We start from the raw sequence: 18738 nt of genomic DNA, 5'->3' as shown, positions 1-18738 counted from the left end.
GTGAACACAAGCCATTTTTAAAATTATTGTTGCAATTGCATCACAATGCCGGCAGCTTCTTACGCCGCAGTTCTTCCAGCTTGGCCCGTTCGTCGTTGATGGCTTTTAACTGCGCCTCTTGTTGCTTGCGGTTGTTTCTTAATTTTTCTTCCAGGTCTTTTTCATCGTCTTTCAGCTTGCTGTATTTTTTCTCGGCAGCTTTCACGGTTTCTTCACTGGCCTGGATGTCCACATCCAGCTTGTAACTGGCGCTGTAATCCTGGAAACCGCTCAGGAAACGATTGGCCGATTCGTACACTTTTGGGTCGGTTTCGGAAGAGTAAAACTGGTCGAGGCCGTTGCTCACCAGCATATAAATATCGGCCTTGCTTTTTTCCTTGCGGCTGGGTTGGGCCACTTTAAAATACAGGTCTACCGGCTTACCATCCAGGTCGCGCAGCGATACGTTTTTAAACACATAATATCCGTCTACTGTATTTTTTTTCCAGAGCAAGGCACCGCTGGTTTCAGGCTCGTAGCCAATTTCCTTCAGCTTTTGAATAATGGCGCCTTCGGCAATTTCTTCGGAGTAAGGCACCTGCAACTGGATGGCCGGCGTGTTGGCTTTATTGAATTTAACGGAAGTAGGTCTGGTTTGTGCCGCGGCCGCAGTGGCGGTAAGCAGCGCTGCAAAAAGGATCCATGTTTTCATGATGCTTGTTTTTGTACTTAGATAAATGGGTGGCTAAAAATTACGGCAGGTTGTGTTGAAATGCAACCCGGTATTTAGCGCAAGGTACGCGTTGAATAAAACCTTTTTTATGTCGCTTTGCTCCGCCGCGGGCTTGCCGCTGCCATCCTTCCAAAATCCTGCACATCACCGGTTCGTGTATCTTCGCGGCATGGCGGCTTTCAACTGGAACGACAGCCTTAATTTTTTATCCAAACTTACCCCACGCCGGGTGGCCAATATGGCCAAAGTGTGGGGCAGTTACCACCTGTCAAGGCTTACGGGCCGCGCAGTGCAGTGGGGCATGCCGCTTTCCATTTCGTTTGAGCCCACCACATCGTGCAACCTGCGCTGCCCCGAGTGCCCCAGCGGGCTGCGGGCTTTTACCCGCCCCACGGGCATGCTGCGCAAAGATTTTTTCCGAGAAACCATCGACCAGTTGGCGCCGCATCTTACTTACCTCGTGTTTTATTTCCAGGGCGAGCCTTTTCTCAATCCTGATTTTCTAAATATGGTGCAATACGCCGCCGCCAAAAAAATATATACCGCCACCAGCACCAATGCACATTACCTCAAAGATGATGTGGCCCGCCGCACCGTGGAAAGCGGCCTCGACCGGCTCATTATTTCCATCGACGGCACCACGCAGGAAACCTACCAGCAATACCGTGTGGGCGGCCGCCTCGATAAGGTGCTGGAAGGCGCTGCCAATATTGTAAAATGGAAGCGGGAACTCCGTAGCAAAACGCCGTTCGTGGTGTTTCAGTTCCTGGTGGTGCGCCACAACGAGCACCAAATTGAAGAAGTAAAGCGGCTGGGAAAAGAAATAGGCGTGGATGCAGTGTGGTTAAAAACAGCGCAGGTGTACGATTACGAAAACGATCCCAATGCCTTGATCCCAACCACGGGCAAATACAGCCGCTACCGCAAAAACAGCAACGGCGTGATGGAGTTTAAAGGCAACAACCAGCGCCACTGCTGGCGCCTGTGGCACGATCCGGTAATAACCTGGGATGGCGCTGTGGTGCCTTGTTGTTTTGATAAAGATGCGCAGCACAAACTGGGGCACCTGCAGGGCCAAAGCTTTAGCGAAATCTGGAACAGCCCCACCTACCGCGAGTTTCGCGGCAAAGTGCTGCACAGCCGCAGCAATGTGGACATTTGCACCAACTGCTCCGAAGGCGTGAAAGTGTGGGGAGACTAAGGGATTTCGGATTGTAGATTTCGGATTTACGATTGCTTGTTACCGATGGTAAATTGTTTTGCAGCGTAAACAACGCTATGCCGATGTTTGTAAATCTAAAATCGTCAGTCCAAAATCGTCAATCGAAACTATTTTTACAGCATGAGCATCGACCAAGACATCCAGCAGGCGCATTTCCGCAACACCCACCAAAAGGCACTCATTAATGTTTTGTATTCGCATGGATGGGTAATGGAACGCATCAAGTCGTTGCTGGCAGCTGAGGACATCACACCGCAGCAGTTCAACATCCTGCGCATTTTGCGCGGCTCTTTTCCAGTGCCGCTTTCCACGCTGCAAATACGGGAACGCATGCTGGATAAAATGAGCGATACCAGCCGCATTGTTGATCGCCTCATTGCCAAAGACCTGGTGCAAAAGACCACCAACCCCGCCGACAAGCGACTGGTGGATGTACTGATCACCGAAAAGGGCCAGCAACTGCTGCACAAGCTGGATGTGCGGGATGCAGAAATGGACAATATCCTGGGCAACCTGAGCGAAGAAGAAGCGCAGCAGCTAAGCAACCTGCTCGACAAAGCCCGCGGTTCGGCACTGGGTTAATGGGCAAAAGTTCATATGTTTTTTTATTAAAATGCACACCGCTTAACCACCTAACGGCTACGGCTGAACGAAATAAATTTTCTCTATCGGCTCATCAATTAATTCAGTTGTCGGTAATGTCTGCCGCACCGACATTTGCACCCCGAATTAAATCAGAATATGATGAGCAACAAGGTATTATCGCTGGGTGCGTCCTTCCCCGAGTTCAATAAGAAGGCAGTTGTATCGATCGAAAAAGGTAAAGAGTTCTACGACCTTTCTTACGAAGAAATCAAAAACAGCGGCAAGTGGATGGTGATGTTCTGGTGGCCTAAAGACTTCACTTTTGTATGCCCTACCGAAATTGCCGAATTCAATAAACACTACCAGGATTTTGCCGACCGCGATGCGGTACTCGTTGGTGCTTCTACCGACAGCGAGTTTGTACACGTAGCTTGGCGCCGCGATCATGAAGACCTGCGTGGCCTGCAGTTCCCGATGCTGGCCGACACCAGCAAATCGCTGGCTACTGAACTGGGCATTTTGGAAAGTGAAGAAAAAGTTGCTTATCGCGCCACATTTATCGTTGATCCGCAAGGCATCGTTCGCTGGGTATCGATGTACGACCTGAACGTAGGCCGCAACGTAAAAGAAGTACTGCGTGTGCTGGATGCGCTGCAAACCGACGAACTCTGCCCCTGCAACTGGCAGAAAGGCGAAGCAACGCTGAACGCTTAATAAGCAGCAAGCTTTTAGCTACAAGCTGCAAGTGGTTTTCTCTACTTGTGGCTTGCAGCTGGCGGCTTGAAGCTTTTCTTCCTCCTTCAACTATAAAACTTTCCCTCCATGTTTGGAATCGCTACCGAAAGCAACGCAGCCCTGTCGCTGCTGCAGGAACTGGGCCTGGCCGAAAGCCACCTGAGCTCCAACCTGCAGGCTCTGGCCGCTGCCGACTCAAAATACCTGCGCGACCTTAAAATAAATGTTACCAACGCCCTGGGCGCCGAAACGCTGAACAAAAAAGAAGCGTACCTGCTGGCCCTTTCCGTTGCTGCCAACGAAAAAGTGACCGCCCTGCAGGAAGCCTTTACTGCGCAAGCCACTGCCAATGGCGCAACCGATAAAGAAGTGGCCGAAGTGCTGGCCTGCACCTCGCTGCTCAATGCCAACAACGTGTACTATCGTTTCCGCCACTTCATGCACGAAGAATTTTACAACACGGCGCAGGCCGGCATCCGCATGAGCATCATGGCCAACCCCGTGCTGGGCAAAGAGTTCTTCGAGCTCGTAAGCCTGGTGGTAAGTGCCCTCAACGGCTGCGAACTCTGCGTTACCTCGCATGAAAAAACACTGGTGGGCCACGGCACCAGCAAGCAGCGCATCCACGATGCGGTGCGTCTGGGCGCCGTGCTCAAAAGTCTTACGGCGTTAATGTAAGCTTAGGCCCTGTTTGCAAAGTTTGGATGTATCATAGCCCCTGCAGTTGCGGGGGCTTTTTTATGTAGCCGGCTTTGGGATTGCTATTGGGCTGCTGTTGCGTCGCACACTTGTACGTCCTGTTCGCTGTGCAGCTTTCTTTTCACGCAGCGGCGCAGCGGAGGTGCAAAGCCCGCAGTGGGTTGATGCATTGGCATGAAGTTGCTTTTTACATAATACGCATGCTCCTGCCTTTGTCATGCTGAGCGCAGCGAAGCATCTGAGAATTAGAATGAGTGATTTTTTAAATAAATGACAGACGCCTTAGTACTTCTAAATCTGTACTGCTGCAAGTTCAGATCCTTCCTTCGTCAGGATGACAAAATGCAAAACACTAAAATGCATCATCACATAACAGCGTCAATTTTAACCTTCATCCTCCCAACTTCCGACCTCACCTTCCGTCTTCCGGCTTACTTTTGCGCAGAACTTTAAACTTCAAACTTTAAACCCCAAACTCCTTATATGCCCGGATACGAATTGTGGAGCGATGCCGAACGCAAAGAAGTAATGGAAGTGCTGGAAACCGGCGTGCTCATGCGCTATGGATTTGACGGCCCCCGCCAGGGCCGGTGGAAAGCAAAAGAGCTGGAAACTGCCATTTGCGAAACATTTGGTTGCCAGTATGCGCAGCTTACCTCCAGCGGCACTACGGCCCTTACCACTGCTATGGCTGTGCTGGGCATTGGCGCCGGCGACGAGGTGATCATGCCTTCCTTCACGTTTGTGGCTTCGTTTGAAGCCGTGCTGAGCGTGGGTGCTGTGCCCGTGCTGGTTGATGTGGACGACACGCTGACACTGGCCCCCGATGCAGTGCGCAGCGCCATCACATCCAAAACGAAATGTGTGATGCCCGTTCATATGTGCGGCTCCATGGCCGATATGGATGCATTGCAGGCCATTTGCAAAGAGCACAACCTGGTGCTGCTCGAAGATGCCTGCCAGAGCATTGGCGGCAGTTATAAAGGAAAGTCGCTGGGCACCATTGGCGATGCGGGCACATTTTCGTTTGATTTTGTAAAAACTATTACCTGCGGCGAAGGCGGCGTGGTAATGACCAACCGCGAAGATGTGTACATCAACGCCGATGCTTATACCGACCACGGCCACGACCACAAAGGCGTAGACCGCGGCGCCGATCTGCATCCCCACCTGGGTTACAACTTCCGGATTTCCGAGCTGCATGCAGCGGTGGGCCTGGCGCAGGTGCGCCGCCTGCCCGATTTTTTGGCTACGCAAAAAAAGAATCACGCGCAGCTAAAGGCTTTACTGTCGCAGATCCCGGGCATCCAGTTTCGCCGCGTACCCGATGAGGCCGGCGACAGCTGCTCTTTCATCAGCTGGTTTTTGCCCACCGAAGAAGCTACCCGTGCAGTGGTAGCCGCCATGAAAGAGGCCGGTGCCATGGCAGGTTCGTTTTACTGGTTCGACAACAACTGGCATTATATCCGCAAGTGGGATCATTTGAAGAATGCTTCCACCCACAACCGCATGAGCGCTGAACAGCAGGAAGCTTTGTTGAAACTGCAGCAGCAGGATTTTTCCGCATCGGACGCCATCATGAGCCGCTGCATTTCGACCTCCATTTCCTTGTTGTGGAGCGAGGAGCAGATAAAGGAAAAAGGCGAAAAAATGGTGCAGGCTGCAACAGCTGCATTGGCGCAAACAGCAGCTTAAAGGCTTAAAAGCTGTTTTAAGCAAAAAGGCAAAATTCAAAAGTCAAAAAGGCGTTTTCACGCCAAGGGCTTTTGATTTTTGCCTTTTATATTTTTTCTTGTTCTCTTACCTGCGGAAATGCGTCATATAAGTGCGGAAGCCGATAACAGTGGTGGCGCGGAAATGATCTTTTCCCAGGAATACAATGTCGTCGTAGTACTCGGTTAGCACCTCCGGAGTAGTGGTGCCCACCGCGGTAAGCTGCATGGCGCGAATAAGATCGTCATCCACGTACTTTTTGCGGATGTCCCAGTTGCCCTGGTATGTAGTACCCGATCCATCTACATAACTTAGGGAGCCGTCTTCATTAAAAGTAAAATTGCCGCTGCGGAAGGCCAGGTTGTCGCGGTCGCCACCGATGCTGTAGTTGTTGATGGCGGCAATGCGCCAGGTGCCAACAATGCGCTTATCGTATTTTTTTAAAACATCCTTGCTGCAACCGGCCAGCAGCAATAAAGTGAACACAAGGCCCAGCGTGTAGCATTTTTTCATCGCCCCTCCTTTTTCTTTTAAAGTTCCGAACAAAAGGGTGGCGCAATAATGTGGGGACGGTTCTTAACAATGAATTATAAATGGGAAGATGATGCTGTTACTGGTCTGGCCACTGGCAGGTACACTTTCTGGCAGGCAGCCGCTTTGGAGTGGCCAGACCAGTAACCGCCGCTTACCTCGGTGCCGGATATTTATTTGTATTGGGCTTTTGCTCCAGGTAGTCCACATAATCTTTGGTGCCCAGCCTGAAAAACAGGTTGAGGCCGGTGCGCCGCTGCAGCTGGTCTTCTTTTTTACAGAAAAATGAAAGGTGCTGTGTGTAGAAGTTTTGCGGCAATGGGGATATTTTATGAACGGGCAATGCCTGGCCCAAATCCGGCTTGGGATTAAGCTGCGCAAAGCCCGGGCGACAAAAAGCCGTTAACGCCAGCCCAATAAAAAATGCCTTTTTCCCCATGGATTGATATTTGCAATAAATTTACGGCTCGATTTTTGTGAAGCCGGCGGCCCCATTTAGCCGCCCCTTAAAAACGGAACCCCTGATGAGCCTTAACCAGAGTTTACAGCAAAAGTTACTGCAAAAGCTATCGCCGCAACAGATTCAGTTAATGAAATTGTTGCAGGTGCCTACAGCCATACTCGACGAACGCATCAAAGAGGAGCTGGAAGAAAACCCGGCCCTCGAACTGACCGACGAAGGTATGGAGGATTACGATGGCGATATGAAAGACGAGTTTGCCGAATCATCCGACAGCAGCGACGATTACGAAGAGTCGGCTACCGACGAGGGCTACGACAACATTGATATTTCCGATTACGTGTCGGAAGGCGACGATGATATTGCCGATTACAAACTGCGCGACGACAACTACGGCGACCAGGAAGAAAAGCAGACGATGCCTTACAAGGTGGAAACTTCTTTTTACGAAGTGCTGGAAGCACAACTGGGCATGCTGAAACTGGATGAGGCGCAGTATAAAATTGCCGAACAGATCATTGGCTCCATCGACGAAGACGGCTACCTGCGCCGCGAAACTTCGGCCATTGTGGATGACCTGGCGTTTAGGCAAAACATTTTTGTTACCGAAGAAGATGTTGAAAAACTGATCCAGCGCATCCAGCAGTTCGATCCCCCCGGCGTGGCGGCCCGCACCCTGCAGGAGTGCCTGCTGTTGCAGCTGAACCGCCAGAAGCTGGAAGGCAAGGAAGTGGATACCGCCATTGCCGCCCTCAGCCGCTACTTCGATGAGTTTACCAAAAAGCATTACGAAAAAATACAGCGCGGCCTCAACCTCGACGACGAGCAGTTGAAGGATGTGATGCACCAGATTACCCGCCTCAACCCCAAACCCGGCGGCACGGTAAGCGAGCTGAACAAAGCCGAAAGCTACGTGGTGCCCGACTTTTTTATTTACAACAATGCCGGCAAACTGGAGCTGACGCTGAACTCGAAAAATGCACCGGAGCTCCGCATTTCGGAAGGCTACCGCGATATGCTGCGCGAATACGACCGCGGCACCAAAAAAGACCGCCGCCAAAAAGAAGCGGTGTTGTTTATCAAGCAAAAAATTGATGCGGCCAAATGGTTTATTGATGCCATCAAGCAGCGGCAGCACACGCTGCTCAGCACCATGACGGCCATCATGAACCATCAGTACGAATTTTTCCTGACCGGCGACGAAACCACGCTGAAGCCAATGATCTTGAAGGACATTGCCGAACGCACCGGTCTGGATATTTCTACCGTAAGCCGCGTGGCCAACTCCAAGTTTGTACAAACCGAATTTGGCACTTACCGCCTTAAATTCTTTTTCTCCGAATCGCTCACCACCGACAGCGGCGAGGAAGTTTCGACCCGCGAGGTAAAAAAGATCCTGAGCGACCTGATCGAATACGAAAACAAGAAGAAACCCCTCAGCGACGAGCGGCTTACCGAGCTGCTTCAGGAAAAAGGCTATAATATTGCACGGCGCACCGTGGCCAAATACCGCGAACAACTGAACATACCGGTAGCCAGGCTGCGCAAAGAGCTGTAAGCAACGGGCGGCAGGCAAAAGGACTTAAAACCTTTGCATGTCGCCCGGTTCGGCCTAAATTTTCCAAAATGTCTGACATAGAACAAAAGGCGCAGGACCACCTGTTTCATCCGGCGCTTCGCTTTGCTGCACGTGCCATTTCGGTGGTTTTTCACCCCCTGTTTGTGCCGGTGTATATTGCCTGGTTTCTCATCTACATCCACCAGGTGTTTCCGGCTGCACGCCCATACGACCAGAACCTGATGCTGCTGCGTTTTGTGGTGATGTATGCGCTTTTTCCCCTCTTTACCATTTTGCTGCTGCGCGGGCTGGGCTTTGTGCAATCGGTGTACCTGCGTACGCAAAAGGAGCGCATTATTCCTTATGTAGCCTGCGGCCTCTATTATTTTTGGATGTGGTATGTGCTGCGCAACCAGCCGCAGGTACCCGAAGTACTGGAACTGTTTAGCATGGCTATTTTTCTTGCGGCCAGTGCTGGCCTGATGGCTAACAATTATTTTAAGATCAGCATGCATGCCTTGGCTGCCGGTGTGGCCGTTACGTTTGTACTCATGCTGGGCCTTATGAGCGACACGGATTTTGGCGTGTACATTTCCTGCGCCATGCTGGCTGCAGGCCTGGTGTGCACCGCCCGCCTCATCAACAACGACCACCGGCCTTTTGATGTGTATGCAGGGTTTGTAACCGGCGCCTTGTCGCAGGTGGCGGCGTATTGGATTGTGATGTAACCGCACCCTGGCCCCGATCTTGGAGGAGCGGGTTGGTTAAAGAAAACTTCGGCACACTCAAAAGATTTTACCCATATAAGTGCTAATACAAAGAGCCCGTAACAACTAATTGTTACGGGCTCTTTGTATAAAAAATCAAAATCAAACCGAGGCGACCCTCGCCTTTCAGGAGCGGGGCCGGGGTACGGTTTAAAAAACATTCCGCACCACGTTGGCAATCACATGCGGCTTGCCCAACGTATAATAATGCAGCACCGGCACGCCGGCAGCTTTCAGTTCCTTGCTTTGCTGCTGCAGCCACTCGGTGCCCACTTGCTCCACTTCCGCATCGGTTTTGCAGGCCATGATGGCGCTGTACAACTCCACCGGGATGTCCACATGAAATGTGCGGGGAATTACCGTCAACTGTTTTTTCGAAGTGATCGGCTTCAGGCCCGGGATGATGGGAATATTGATGCCGGCTTCTTTACAGGCCTGCACGTATTGAAAATATTTCTGGTTGTCGAAAAACATTTGCGTCACCACGTATTCGGCGCCGCCGTCCACTTTCTTTTTCAGGTGTTGGATGTCGGAAGCCAGGTTGGGTGCTTCAAAATGCTTTTCGGGGTAGCCGGCCACGCCAATGCAAAAGTTTGTTTTTACGGCACCCTTCAGGTCTTCTTCCAGGTACAGGCCGTTGTTCATGTTGATCACCTGCTGCATCAGCTCGGTGGCAAATTTATTGCCGCCGGGCTCGGGTTCAAAACTGCCTTCGTTGCGGGCTGCATCGCCACGCAGCACCAGCACATTATCAATACCCAAAAACGCCAAGTCAATCAGGGCGTCTTCGGTTTCTTGCCGGGTAAAGCCGCCGCAAATAAGGTGCGGCACTGCATCCACTTTATAGCGGTTCATGATGGCGGCGCAAATGCCAACCGTGCCGGGACGTTTGCGTACTTCCACTTTTTCAAACACGCCATCAATGCGGCGCTTGAACATGCTTTCGCTGCGGTGGTAGGTAACATTTATAAACGAAGGCTTGAATTCCATCAGGGGATCGAGGTGTTCCCAAAGCGCATTGATGCCTTTTCCTTTCAGGGGCGGCAGCACTTCAAAGGAAACCAGCGTATCCTTTGCCTGCCGCAGGTGTTCGATAACTTTCACGTTGTTGTAGCGGTGTTTTGCGGGGCCTAAATAATGGATTGATAACAATGAAACCCCGGGCTTGTTTCAATTCGGGATGCAAACATACACCCTAAAGGAAATATAAAAGCCGTTCATTGGTAAAGGGCGGTGCCCCGGTTGGCTTACTTTTGCCCAAACATTTTCAAAAGGGTGAGCATTACCATTCATACAACCGAGTTAGTAAAGCGCTACCGCAGCCGTACGGTGGTAAACCATGTGTCAATAGAGGTAAAGCAGGGCGAAATTGTGGGCTTGCTAGGCCCCAACGGTGCCGGTAAAACCACTACTTTTTACATGACCGTGGGCCTCATCAAACCCGACGAAGGCGAAGTGTTTTTGGATGATACCAATATTACCAAACTGCCCATGTACAAAAGGGCACAGATGGGCATTGGCTACCTGCCGCAGGAAGCATCTATTTTTCGCAAACTGAGCGTGGAAGAAAACATCAAGGCGGTGCTGGAAATGACCAAGCTGACCCGTAGCCAGCAAAAGGAAAAACTGGAGGCGCTGCTCGATGAGTTTCGGCTGCACCATGTGCGCAAAAGCCCCGGCGATGTGTTGAGCGGCGGCGAACGGCGCCGTACCGAAATTGCCCGTGCCCTGGCGGTGGATCCAAAGTTCATCCTGCTTGATGAACCCTTTGCCGGCATCGACCCCATTGCGGTGGAAGATATCCAGGCCATTGTAGCGAAACTGAAATTTAAAAACATCGGCATCCTCATTACCGACCACAACGTAACCGAAACGCTTTCTATTTGCGACCGTGCTTACCTGCTGATTGAAGGGAAAATATTCAAACACGGCACCGCCGAAGAACTGGCTGTGGACGACCAGGTAAAACGCCTGTACCTCGGCCGCAACTTTGAACTCAAACGTAAAGATTACCTGCTGGAAGAAGCCCACCAGGAGCGCATCAGCGAAGGGCGGCGGTAAATAAAGCCGATTTTGTTAGCAATCTATTGCAATCATTTGCAGCAGCTTCGCCTTTGTCATGCTGAGCGCAGCGAAGCATCTGAGTGTTGCGTTGCGAACGAGTGCACAAAGTTCAGATCCTTCCTTCGTCAGGATGACAAAGACACTGCACCTTCATGCAAGTGTATAATAGTGCCGTTGTTTTAATATGCCACTAAAAATTTGCCCGCTTACAGCAACATCTTAAAATCATCTGCATCCCTCCAAAACGGCAGCTTTTCCCGCACCGCTTCCAGGTCCTTTTTTTCCAGCGTGATGGTAAAAATGTCTTCGTCATCGGCCTTGTGGTACAGCGGTTCTCCGAGGGCATTGCACACCATGCTGTCGCCGGTATGATACACACCATGGCCATCGGTGCCCACGCGGTTCACACCCACCACATAGCACTGGTTTTCGATGGCGCGGGCCTGCAGCAGGGTTTTCCAGGCGTGGTTGCGGCGGTCGGGCCAGTTGGCTACGTACAGCAGCACATCGTATTCCGGGCCTTCAGCCGTTTGCTGCCGTGCCCAAACCGGAAAGCGCAGATCATAACAAATATTGCAGTTGATCTTCCAGCCGTTTACCGATGCAATAAAGCGCTGTGTGCCGCCGGTGTAATGCGCATCCTCGCCACCCATGGCAAACAGGTGGCGTTTGTCGTACTGGCCCAATTGCCCGTTGGGCAGCATCCAAATAATCCGGTTAAAATATTGCCCCCCTTCTTCAATCATCAAACTACCGGTTAGGATCACCCGCTTTTCGGCAGCCAGCTTTTTCATCCACGCAACGGTAGGCCCGTCCATGGTTTCGGAAAACTGCTCGGGCTTCATGCTAAAGCCTGTGGTGAACATTTCGGGGAGCACCACAATATGCGTGGGCTGCGCAATGCTGCGGATCTTTCCTTCCAGCATGGCGAGGTTAGCAGCTTTATCTTCCCAGTGCAGCGCGGTTTGAATAAGGGTAAAAGTTAAAGAGGACATATGCGCAAGATAAGGCACAGGGGCGGGGAAAAGTGCTGCTGCGCCAACGCTGCATGGGTTCCGCGTGTTGCTATTCTGGCCAGTAGCATTACCGAACGCTGCAGTGTGCGATCCTGAAACGAGTCCAGGACAGGCTGCAACAGGCGCCTGGTTAGCGATATACAAGCCGGTTACATAAAAGTGAAACCTTTGTTGGAGAACGCCATGTCATAAGCACTGTTTCGTCGCACCATTTTTTTTATTGGTCGCAAAAGAATGGGTGTACCTGGGCCAAAACCTACTTTCGGGGCCTTGTATGAGTTTTTTTTACCGTTACCTCAAAATAGTATCGTCGCGCAGGTGGCTTTCGGTGCTGCTGCAGTTTGCTGCCTGGGCATTTATTTTTTCGCTGCCTTTTTTGCTGCAGTCGTCGCACAAAAACGCGGAGCCGAGGCCCAACCAGCCACAGCAGTGGCAGTTTGTACTGCAGTATGCGGGCAACCTTGCTTCGTGGATTGCGCTGTTTTACCTCAATGGCTGGCTGCTGATCCCGCGGCTGCTCAACCGCCGGCAGTATGGCCGCTACGCTTTTTGGCTGGCCACGCTGGTGCTGGTTTTGTTTGCCTTCAACGCGCTGGTTTTTAAACTGCTCATGCCTGCGGTACCCACTTCGCCCGACCGGGTGGCCATGTCGCTGGTGTTCTTTCTTTTTCCCTCTATCTTTTTTATTGCCGTAAGTACCGCCATTTCGTTTTTCCTGGAAAAGCTGCGCACCGACCGGCTGGCAAAAGAGCAGGAAAACGAAAACCTCAAAACCGAATTGCTGTTTTTGCGGTCGCAGGTAAGCCCGCATTTCCTGTTCAATGTGCTCAACAACATGGTGGCGCTGGCCCGAAAGGGATCGGACCAGTTGGAGCCCTCGCTGATCAAGCTGTCGTCGCTGCTGCGCTACATGCTGTACGAGGCGGCCGAAGAAAAAGTATCGCTCAACAAAGAACTCGAATATTTACAAAGTTATATCGACCTGCAAACGCAGCGGTTTCGGAAAGCTTTGCAGGTAAATTATACCGTGGGCGCTATCGACGGGCAATACCTGCTGGAGCCCATGCTGCTGATTCCATTTGTGGAAAATGCATTCAAACACAGCGCCACGGGCCAGCCCGGCGCATCGGTGGATATTGAGCTGCGGGCCGAAAAAAGCATGCTGCACCTGGAGGTGCGCAACCAATACAGCCCCGGCAGCGGCGAAAAAGATAAAAGTTCGGGCATTGGGTTGCAGAATGTGCGCCGCAGGCTAAGTTTGCTGTACCCCGATGAGCACGCACTACTTATTACTGAGGACAAAGGTTGGTTCATCGTTTCGCTGACCATAAAACTGCACTAGAATGCTGCGTTGCATAGCCATTGACGACGAAGAGCTGGCGCTGGAGTTGCTCGAAGACAACATCCGCAAAGTGCCGGGCCTGCAATTGGTGGGCGTTTTCAGCAACCCGCTGGAAGCCTTGCAGGTGCTGCAAGGGGGCGGCATCGACCTGGTTTTTCTCGACATTCAAATGCCCGGCATCACGGGGCTGCAACTGATCCAAAGCGTTTCCAAAAAATGCCTGTTCATACTTGTTACCGCCTACGAGCATTTTGCGCTGGAAGGCTTCAACCTGCAGGTGGTTGATTACCTGGTAAAACCCGTTGCCTTCGACCGGTTTGTGCTGGCTTGCACCCGTGCACAGGAATTGCACCGGCTACAGCAGGGCGGCTTTAGCGGCGGCGAAAAAACTGCGCAGCCCACCTACTTTTTTGTGCCGGCCGATTACCGCATGCTCAAAGTGGTGTTCGATGACATTGTCTGGATCGAAGGACTGAAGGACTATGTAAAAATTCATTTGCGCAGCGAGGCACATCCCGTTATTACACGCATGAGCATGAAGGGGCTGGAAGACCAGTTGCCGCAGGATGGTTTTCTCCGCATTCATAAATCTTACATTGTTTCCAAGGCAGCCATTACGGCGCTGCGCAAAAACAGCGTCTATCTGGGCACCATGGAGCTGCCCGTTGGCGAAGCCTACCGCGAGGCTGTGTATGCGCTGGTGCAGGGCGGCCGTGGTGGCGAGTTGTAGCGTATTTCCCCATTCTTGTTTCATGTTTTCCCTTTTCTCTCCGCCAAAGCCTGCACAATAATAGCGCGGTAATTTTTGTTGTGGTAAAAACCTGTGGCGCTGCATTTCATCCAGCTTATTTACCGCTCATCAGCCGTTTTGCCGTTCGTCGCAGCTTTTTTCGCAATCATCGCAAATGCACCCCGGGCCGGCCTAAGCCGCCATAGTTTTGCCCCTGGCCACTAGGCCAAAGAAAGACACATGTTTATGAAAAAAACTTTACTGGCAACTGCACTCTTTTTTGCAACGGCCACACTGCATGCTCAATTTCCGGCCATGGCTCCTGGCAGCCGTGCCGGTGCACAACAATCCATTCCTTCCATCGGCGTGGTGTTTGGCAAGCTGGTGGACAGCGCCGGCAAACCCATTTCCGATGCATCGGTGGTGATGCTGCACAACAAGCTGGATACCGTTACCAAAAAACGCAAAGACGTTTTGGTAAAAGGGGTAACCACCAAAGCCAACGGCGAATTCTTTTTTAACGAACTGCCCCTGATGGGCATTAAGCTCAAGATTTCGGCTACCGGCTACAAGCCGGTAGAACAGGCCATTGCATTTCAAATGCGCATGCCCCAGGGCGGTGGCGGCACACGCCCCGCAACCGGTGGCGGCGGACAGCCCGATATGTCGGCTATTTCGGCCATGGCCAACAACTTTGAAAAAGACCTGGGCCGCATAACGCTGCAAACCGATGTGCAGCAACTGCAGGATGTAACGGTGACCGCCAGCAGCGGCCGCCTGCGTATGGACATCGATAAAAAAGTATTTACCGTTGATAAAAACCTGGTAAGCGCCGGCGGTACCGCGGTGGACGTAATGAAAAACGTACCCTCGCTGAACGTGGACATTGACGGCAACGTAACCCTGCGCAACCAAAGCCCGCAGATTTTTGTGGACGGCAGGCCCACCACGCTGACGCTGGAGCAAATTCCGGCCGACGCTATTGAAACCGTGGAAGTGATCACCAACCCATCGGCCAAGTACGATGCTTCGGGCGGCGGTGCCGGTATCCTGAACGTAGTTTTGAAAAAGAATAAAAAGACCGGCTACAACGGTACGGTAAACGTAGGTGTTGACCGCCGCGGCGGCATGAACGGCACTGCATCATTAAATGTGCGCCAGAACAAGATCAATGCTTCGGTGGCTGCATTTACCAACCAGATGCGCAACCGCAATACCGGCAACACCGATCAACTGCTGCGCATCCCGGGACAGCCTTCATACCAAATCGACCAGTTTAACCGCGGCACTACCAAGGGCGGCTTTGTATTTGGCCGCGCCGGGCTCGATTATTTTGCCACCAACCGCCTTACTCTTTCGCTTTCCGGTGTGTTGGTAAATGGTAAGTTCGACCCATCCGACAGGCAATACATTGACACCAGCTTTAACACCGGTATGCTGAAAAGCTATTCGGAGCGCCAAACCATTTCGCACCGCGAGTTTAAAGCAAAAGGTGCGCAGGGTGGTTTTAAATACATTTTCCCCACCCAGGGCGAAGAGTGGACCGGCGACTTCAACTATTTTTCGAGCACCAACGATGGCTACTCGCGGTTTAATACCGACGTGTACAACCAGCCCGGTGGCATCAAAACCGGCGAACGCCGCCAGCAGCTCCTGAGCAACGGCACCAGCGACCAGCTGACCGTACAAACCGATTATGTGCGCCCCATTGGTAAGGCCGGCAAACTGGAAGCAGGCCTGCGTACCCAGCTGCGCGAACTGGCAAACAACCAGGGCAACTATTTCATGAACCAGACCACCGGTGAGTATGTAAAAATTCCATCGGCCACCGGCGATTACCGCAACAAAGATCATGTATATGCCGGCTATGTTTCGTACGGCAACCAGGTAAAAGACTTTGGATACAAACTGGGCCTGCGCGGCGAAAGCTCGGACTATGTAGGTTACCTGCTCGACCCCACTACGCAGAAGGAAAACAAGTTTGAGGTGAAATACCCCATCTCGCTGTTCCCATCGGTGTTTTTGAGCCAGAAACTGAAAAAGAACCAGGAAGTGCAGATGAGCTATACCCGCCGCATCAACCGCCCGTTCTTTATGCAGATCATTCCGTTCATCGACTCAACGGATCAGCAGTTTTGGAGCCGTGGTAATGCAGCGCTGCGCCCCGAGTTTACCAACTCGCTGGAGGTTTCGTATGCCAAAACATTCAAAGGCAACAACAGCTTCCTGGCCTCGGTGTACATGAAAACGAGCACCGACCTCATTACCCGCTACCTCGATACCATCGATATTGGCGGTGGTGTAAAAAGAGGCATCAACACGTATATCAACGCCAACAACAGCCGTTCGATTGGTGCCGAGTTTACCTCGCAAAACCAGTTGAAAAAATGGTGGGACCTGACCACCAACCTGAACCTGTACAACTCGTATATCAATACCGATAACATCCTGGGTTATTCGCAGGACGCCATCTGGAGTTATTTTGCCAAATTCAACTCCAACTTCAAGCTGCCTAAGAACTACACCATACAGTTTTCGGGTACTTACCAAAGCAAAACCAACATGGCTGTAGGCCAGGGCGGTGGCGGCGGTTTTGGCCCTCCCGGTGGCGGCGGTGCAGCCAGCGCAGCACAAGGCTACATCAAGCCCAACTACGGCTTCGACCTGGCAGTGCGCAAAACATTCCTGAAGCAACAGGCTGCTTCGGTAACGCTGGCCGTGAACGATATGTTCCGCACCAGGGTATTTGACCAGTACACCGAAAGCCAGTACATTATTCAAAACACCCGCCGCCGCTCCGATGCGCCGATGGTTCGCCTTACCTTCTCGTTCCGCTTTGGACAAATGGATATGTCGCTGTTCAAACGCAAAAACCTGAAGGCCGAAAACGAAGGCATGCAGGGCGCTATGCAGGGAATGTAAGCGTGAAATTGCTCGTCAAACGTGAAACGTCAATCGTGAAAAATGATCGGAAAAGTTAATCGTCGTTCACTATTCACGTTTCACGTTTGACGACAAAAACTCTTAACTTTTAAGTACCTCAGCTCTATTTATCTTTAATCATATTCAAACAAACTCACATCAAATGCAAATCGTAAAATCTGTTTTTCTGGCTGCTGCCACGGTGGCGGTTGCTTTTGGCGCACAGGCCCAAACAGCTGATGAAATCATAAACAAGCATATTGCGGCCATCGGTGGTATGGATAAATTAAAAGGCATCAATAGCCTGTACCTCGAAAGCACTGCCGAAGTAATGGGCAACGAAATGGCCACCACCACTACCATCCTCAACGGCAAAGGTTTTAAAACCGAAGGCGAAGTGATGGGTTCTAAAATGGTGCAGGTAGTTACCGATAAAGGCGGCTGGGCCATCAACCCCATGGCAGGGGAGGGAGCGCAGGCACTGCCCGAGGAAGCGGCTAAAATGGCGAAAGACCAACTGGATATTGCCGGCCCGCTGGTAGATTATGCAGTAAAAGGCAACAAGGTTGAACTGAAAGGCCAGGAAAAAGTAGGCGCGGTAAATGCCCACAAACTGGTTGTTACCAACAAAGACGGTGTAGCAGCTACCTACTTTATCGACCCCGCTACTTTTTACGTGGTAAAAGTGGTACGCACCGCCAACATGATGGGCCAGAATATGGACATCGCCATGACGTTCTCTGATTTCAAAAAATCTGACTACGGCTTTGTGTATCCCCACACTACCGAAACCGACATGGGTGGCCAGTTTGCCATCACTGCCAAGGTGAACAAAATGGAGATCAACAAAGCAATCGATCCCAAGGTTTTTGAAATGCCTAAATAAGCGCAAAGCCTATTATCAAGTGCATACGGAACGGCTGTCTTAATCGACAGCCGTTTCTTTTTGCAGGTGCCTTTCTATTTTATACATGGCATATTTTCTTTATTTTTCCCGCCAATTTCCGATGCCCCAAACAACCCCAACCGTAGTCATTTTTAATTGTTTATAATAAAAACCAAGCACCATGAAACAATTGTTAGCGCTGTTCCTTTTTTGCTTTTTTGCCAGCAGCCTGCAGGCGCAGGATGCTGCCCGCATGATCAAAGACTGGGAACGGGCCAAAGCCTACACCGCCGAGTACCTGGCAGCCATGCCCGAGGACGGCACCAATTACAAACCAGCCGCCGATGTACGTTCGTTTGCCGAGCAAATGATCCATATTGCCGGCGCCAACTTTATGTTTGCCTCGCAGGTTTCAGGCAAGGCCAACCCATACCAGGGCCAAAACCTCGAAACCATGGACAAGTTTAAAACAAAGGCAGCACTGGCCACACTTGTAAACGAAAGCTACGATTACGTGATCAACACCATCAAAGGCTTGTCGGCAGCACAAATGACGGAGAACATGAAGCTGTTCAACATGGATGTAACCAAAGGTGGCGCTATCGACAAATTGTTTGAACACGGCACCCACCACCGCGGCCAAACCACGCTGTACCTGCGCATGAAAGGCGTGAAGCCGCCGCAGGAGAAGTTGTTCTAAGGAGACAGTAAAGACAGAAGAGACCGAAGACGGAAGACAGAGGTCCGAAGACAACAACCGGCTTTTTAAAGAAATAAAGTCCTGCAGATAGCCAGC

Annotated in this window: 18 protein-coding genes; 13 read left to right on the top strand and 5 right to left on the bottom strand. The window is 51.4% G+C overall.

Features of this window, described 5'->3' with window-relative positions:
* Positions 1-40: 40 nt before the first annotated feature.
* Positions 41-691 carry a hypothetical protein gene (locus EPD17_RS02180; protein ID WP_132051382.1) on the bottom strand — a complete coding sequence of 217 codons (651 nt, stop codon included), beginning with the start codon at positions 689-691 and terminating at the stop codon, positions 41-43.
* 109 nt (positions 692-800) lie between these two features.
* On the opposite strand from EPD17_RS02180, the gene EPD17_RS02175 reads away from it, so the two are divergent.
* From EPD17_RS02175 to EPD17_RS02155, 5 genes are all read left to right on the top strand, one after another.
* Positions 801-1913, top strand: a complete 1113-nt coding sequence (locus EPD17_RS02175; protein WP_240040708.1) for a radical SAM/SPASM domain-containing protein — start codon at positions 801-803, stop codon at positions 1911-1913.
* Positions 1914-2054: 141 nt separating this feature from the next.
* A complete protein-coding gene (locus EPD17_RS02170; protein ID WP_132051380.1) occupies positions 2055-2516 on the top strand; it encodes a MarR family winged helix-turn-helix transcriptional regulator in 462 nt (153 codons plus the stop codon).
* A gap of 159 nt (positions 2517-2675) precedes the next feature.
* Positions 2676-3233: a peroxiredoxin gene (locus tag EPD17_RS02165; RefSeq protein WP_240040707.1), complete on the top strand. Its 558-nt coding sequence runs from the start codon at positions 2676-2678 to the stop codon at positions 3231-3233.
* Between the two features lie 108 nt (positions 3234-3341).
* Entirely contained in the window at positions 3342-3932 is a 591-nt protein-coding gene (locus tag EPD17_RS02160; protein WP_132051376.1) for a carboxymuconolactone decarboxylase family protein, read from the top strand.
* A 504-nt stretch (positions 3933-4436) separates the two neighbouring features.
* A complete protein-coding gene (locus EPD17_RS02155; RefSeq protein ID WP_132051374.1) occupies positions 4437-5648 on the top strand; it encodes a DegT/DnrJ/EryC1/StrS family aminotransferase in 1212 nt (403 codons plus the stop codon).
* A gap of 105 nt (positions 5649-5753) precedes the next feature.
* Here EPD17_RS02155 and EPD17_RS02150 read toward each other — a convergent pair whose 3' ends face one another.
* Together EPD17_RS02150 and EPD17_RS02145 are read right to left on the bottom strand one after the other, a co-directional pair.
* A complete protein-coding gene (locus EPD17_RS02150; RefSeq protein ID WP_132051372.1) occupies positions 5754-6179 on the bottom strand; it encodes a hypothetical protein in 426 nt (141 codons plus the stop codon).
* A gap of 172 nt (positions 6180-6351) precedes the next feature.
* Positions 6352-6636, bottom strand: a complete 285-nt coding sequence (locus EPD17_RS02145) for a hypothetical protein (protein ID WP_132051370.1) — start codon at positions 6634-6636, stop codon at positions 6352-6354.
* A gap of 85 nt (positions 6637-6721) precedes the next feature.
* On the opposite strand from EPD17_RS02145, the gene rpoN reads away from it, so the two are divergent.
* Both rpoN and EPD17_RS02135 read left to right on the top strand, forming a co-directional pair.
* Positions 6722-8215, top strand: a complete 1494-nt coding sequence (rpoN, locus tag EPD17_RS02140) for an RNA polymerase factor sigma-54 (protein ID WP_114234757.1) — start codon at positions 6722-6724, stop codon at positions 8213-8215.
* Positions 8216-8283: 68 nt separating this feature from the next.
* Positions 8284-8943 (top strand): phosphatase PAP2 family protein, encoded by a 660-nt coding sequence (locus tag EPD17_RS02135; RefSeq protein WP_114234531.1) that lies wholly within the window; start codon positions 8284-8286, stop codon positions 8941-8943.
* A gap of 189 nt (positions 8944-9132) precedes the next feature.
* Here EPD17_RS02135 and metF read toward each other — a convergent pair whose 3' ends face one another.
* A complete protein-coding gene (gene metF, locus EPD17_RS02130) occupies positions 9133-10086 on the bottom strand; it encodes a methylenetetrahydrofolate reductase [NAD(P)H] (protein WP_132051368.1) in 954 nt (317 codons plus the stop codon).
* Positions 10087-10257: 171 nt separating this feature from the next.
* On the opposite strand from metF, the gene lptB reads away from it, so the two are divergent.
* Positions 10258-11043, top strand: coding sequence for an LPS export ABC transporter ATP-binding protein (gene lptB, locus EPD17_RS02125; protein WP_132051366.1), 786 nt, complete (start codon positions 10258-10260; stop codon positions 11041-11043).
* A 209-nt stretch (positions 11044-11252) separates the two neighbouring features.
* Here lptB and EPD17_RS02120 read toward each other — a convergent pair whose 3' ends face one another.
* The gene (locus tag EPD17_RS02120; RefSeq protein WP_132051364.1) at positions 11253-12041 is read right to left on the bottom strand and encodes an amidohydrolase; all 789 of its coding nucleotides are present in this window, start codon (positions 12039-12041) and stop codon (positions 11253-11255) included.
* Between the two features lie 295 nt (positions 12042-12336).
* Here EPD17_RS02120 and EPD17_RS02115 point away from each other — a divergent pair, with 295 nt between their 5' ends.
* The 5 genes from EPD17_RS02115 to EPD17_RS02095 all read left to right on the top strand — a co-directional run bounded on the left by EPD17_RS02115 (position 12337) and on the right by EPD17_RS02095 (position 18642).
* On the top strand, positions 12337-13404 hold the full coding sequence (locus EPD17_RS02115) for a sensor histidine kinase (protein WP_132051362.1): 1068 nt from the start codon (positions 12337-12339) through the stop codon (positions 13402-13404).
* Between the two features lies 1 nt (position 13405).
* Positions 13406-14134, top strand: a complete 729-nt coding sequence (locus EPD17_RS02110) for a LytR/AlgR family response regulator transcription factor (protein WP_132051360.1) — start codon at positions 13406-13408, stop codon at positions 14132-14134.
* 246 nt (positions 14135-14380) lie between these two features.
* Complete coding sequence (locus tag EPD17_RS02105; protein ID WP_165929494.1) at positions 14381-17056, top strand: outer membrane beta-barrel protein; 2676 nt, start codon at positions 14381-14383, stop codon at positions 17054-17056.
* A gap of 163 nt (positions 17057-17219) precedes the next feature.
* Positions 17220-17942 (top strand): outer membrane lipoprotein-sorting protein, encoded by a 723-nt coding sequence (locus EPD17_RS02100; RefSeq protein WP_132051357.1) that lies wholly within the window; start codon positions 17220-17222, stop codon positions 17940-17942.
* A 181-nt stretch (positions 17943-18123) separates the two neighbouring features.
* Positions 18124-18642 carry a DinB family protein gene (locus tag EPD17_RS02095; protein ID WP_132051355.1) on the top strand — a complete coding sequence of 173 codons (519 nt, stop codon included), beginning with the start codon at positions 18124-18126 and terminating at the stop codon, positions 18640-18642.
* The last annotated feature ends 96 nt before the right edge of the window (positions 18643-18738 follow it).

Origin of the sequence: Pseudocnuella soli (assembly GCF_004347775.1) — a bacterium.
GTDB classification, from domain to species: domain Bacteria; phylum Bacteroidota; class Bacteroidia; order Chitinophagales; family Chitinophagaceae; genus Flavisolibacter; species Flavisolibacter aquaticus.
Note: the sequence above shows the minus strand (reverse complement) of the source record. Positions and strands in the feature narration are given on the sequence as shown.